General features: G+C 62.6%; 3 protein-coding genes. 1 reads left to right on the top strand and 2 read right to left on the bottom strand.

The features are described from left to right. Positions 1 to 379: 379 nt before the first annotated feature. Together ENZ75_RS27220 and miaA are read right to left on the bottom strand one after the other, a co-directional pair. Positions 380 to 1,171 carry a GGDEF domain-containing protein gene (locus tag ENZ75_RS27220; RefSeq protein ID WP_013531037.1) on the bottom strand — a complete coding sequence of 264 codons (792 nt, stop codon included), beginning with the start codon at positions 1,169 to 1,171 and terminating at the stop codon, positions 380 to 382. 105 nt (positions 1,172 to 1,276) lie between these two features. After that, positions 1,277 to 2,245: a tRNA (adenosine(37)-N6)-dimethylallyltransferase MiaA gene (gene miaA / locus ENZ75_RS27215; protein ID WP_063168274.1), complete on the bottom strand. Its 969-nt coding sequence runs from the start codon at positions 2,243 to 2,245 to the stop codon at positions 1,277 to 1,279. On the opposite strand from miaA, the gene ENZ75_RS27210 reads away from it, so the two are divergent. Beyond that, positions 2,235 to 2,867 (top strand): HAD-IB family phosphatase (locus ENZ75_RS27210; RefSeq protein ID WP_128278450.1); only part of this gene is annotated, 633 nt, incomplete at its 3' end. The two genes, miaA and ENZ75_RS27210, sit on opposite strands and share 11 nt — an antisense overlap.

Below are 2,867 nucleotides of genomic sequence, written 5' to 3'. Positions count from 1 at the left end.
CAGCAGGCGATGGCCTTCGCCGAGGTCGTGGATTCAGGCCGCCAGGCCGGCGACCCCGACTACCGCAAGCCACCCGCCGCACGCCCGCCATCGGACGACGATTTCGACATGCGCTACGGCCTCAAGCCCGCAACCTTCGGCCTGCGCCCGCAAAACGATTGAGCTTGCGACCCGGCTGTTCTGCCGGCCGATTGAGAAGCCGCGCTAAGCTCGCGCCCTGCCTGGACCGCTTGGGTAAATCCCGTCAGGGAATTCGTCAGGCTGAGTCGGGTGGTGCTGTTTTCGAGAACCGAAGCGGAGCGGACATTTGAGTCCGTGAGCATCGGAAGCGCAGAAAACGGCGCCAGACGGCCAGCCTCACGAATTCAGGGACGGGATTTTAGGCGCAGACGCGGTTGCGGCCTTGCCTCTTCGCCTCGTAAAGCTGGCGGTCGGCGCGGCGATAGAACTCTTCCGCTGTTTCCTTGCGGTCCCAGACGGCTAGCCCGACGCTGGTGGTGATCTTGAGGCGGACATTGCCCGACAGCACCGACATGTTGGCGATCGCCTTGCGGATGCGCTCGGCAAACTTGCCCAGAAGCTCGGCGTCCATGTTGGGCGTGACCACGGCGAACTCCTCGCCGCCCAATCGCGCCACCACATCGTGGTAGCGCGTCATATCCTTGAGACAGCTTGCGACGGCCTTGAGCACTTCGTCGCCGACGTCATGGCCATGGGTGTCGTTGACCTGCTTGAAATGGTCGAGATCGAGGATCATCAGCCCGACAGGCTTTTCGATGCGCCGGAACTCCTCGAGATACTCCTTCAGCGCATCATCGAAATAGCGCCGGTTCTGCATGCCGGTCAGGCCGTCGGTCAGCGCCGCATGCTCGAGTGTTTCCGACCGCGCGCTGAGCGAGACCGTCATGGCGCGCAGCTTGCCCTCCTCCGTCGCCTGTTTTCGAATCAGCGGATAGATGAAGAAAATGCCGAAGAACAGCGCGGTGGCCAGGAGCACGCCGGTCGCGAACAAGAGCTTGTTGAGATAGATGACCTTGTCCAGACCCGAAGCCGTATGCAACTCGTCGGCGAAGGACTGCAGAAGTCCATAAGCATGCAGCGTCACCAGGCCGGCGGCCAGGATCACGAATATAAAGACGAAAAACGCTGATTCCGCCTTGTGGAAACGCATCTGCTCCCCGTTGGAAAAGTGCCCATCGACCTTATGGCATGGGCGGGCTTACGGAGGGTTAATTTGGACAACCACAACGGGAACCTTTCCTTGCAGGTAAACTTTTCAGGTTGCATCGGAAGCAAGCGCTGAGATCGTGGTTTCCAGATCATCACCGGGGTGCAACCTCAGCCATTCCGGCCCCAATTGATGCCTGAACCAGGTGGTTTGCCGCTTGGAATATTGCCTGGTCGCGATCTTGGCGCGTTCGATTGCCTCGGGAAAGCCAATCCCTCCGGCCATCGCCGCCTGCAGTTCGCGAACGCCGATCGCTTTCATCGCCGGCAATTCGGGATCGAGGCCAAGTGCCGCAAGCCGCTTGACCTCGTCCAGCGCGCCCTTGTCCAGCATTTGGTCGAAGCGTTTGTCGATGCGTCCGACCAACGCCGCCCGATCCGGCTCGATCACCAGGAAACGCGCGCTTTGCCTGTCGATGAGCGGCTGGCCGCGCTCTGCCTGCCATTCCAGGATCGAACGGCCAGACGCATCGAGAACCTCCAATGCCCGCACGATGCGCTGGCTGTCGGTTGGCTTGAGCATCATGGCGGCCGCCGAATCCTCGCGCAGCAGCAGGCTGTGCAGCTTGACGGCGCCCTGCTCCTTCAATTCATAGCGCCAACGGTCGCGGACCCGTTGCGGAATGTCGGGCATTTCCGAAATGCCCTCGGCTAATGCGCGAAAATAGAGCCCGGTGCCGCCGACAAAAATCGCTGTCCGTTCGGAGAATGTGCCGTCGTCGATCAGTTTCATCACGTCGCGCAGCCAGGCGCCGGTGGAATAGGGTGTCGCCGGATGGACATGGCCGTAGAGGAAATGCGGTGCGCGGGCGAGGTCGGCCGCCTCCGGCCGGGCGGTCAGCACGTCGAGCACCGAATAGCCCTGCATGGAATCCGTATTGACGATCACGCCACCCCTGCGCTCGGCCAGATCGAGCGCAAGCGCCGACTTGCCGCTGGCGGTCGGCCCGGCTATCAGGATCGCGTTCTTCACGCGGCCCTTGCCCGCCTGCCCGCCGGAATGTTCCATGCCGCTCATCGCCACGCTTGTTTCCCGTCCCATTGAGCGCGCTTTGTCGCTGTCGCTTGCGAATATGGCCTCACGGTCGGTCGGCGCAAGCGCTGTTGTCTGGCTGGCCGAAGGTATCGCCTGCGATCTCGTCCTGCCTGAGGCAGCCGACGCGGCCGCTACGAGTGCCGTCTTGCGCACGGCACTCGCCAGCGAGTCGGTCGACGTGATCGTCCAAGAAGCAGAAACCCGCCGCAAGAAAATCCTGATCGCCGACATGGATTCGACCATGATCGACCAGGAATGCATCGACGAGCTGGCCGACGAGATCGGCGTCAAGGATCATGTTGCCACGATTACCGCGCGATCCATGAATGGCGAGATCGCCTTCGAACCGGCTTTGCGCGAGCGGGTGGCGTTGCTGAAGGGCCTCGACGCCACCGTGGTCGATCGCATCGTCGCCAATCGCCTGACGCTGGCCTCGGGCGGCCGTGTTCTGGTCCGGACCATGCGCGCCAACGGTGCCTGGACGGCACTCGTGTCTGGCGGGTTCGAGGTGTTCACGACGCGAATCGCCGCAATGCTCGGCTTCCAGGAGAACCGCGCCAATCGCCTGCTCGAGCAGGACGGGCGCTTCACCGGCCTGGTCGAG

Source organism: Mesorhizobium sp. M7A.F.Ca.CA.002.04.1.1 (assembly GCF_004022805.1).
In the GTDB taxonomy this organism is placed as follows: domain Bacteria; phylum Pseudomonadota; class Alphaproteobacteria; order Rhizobiales; family Rhizobiaceae; genus Mesorhizobium; species Mesorhizobium ciceri.
This window is presented reverse-complemented; position numbering and strand designations above follow the sequence as displayed.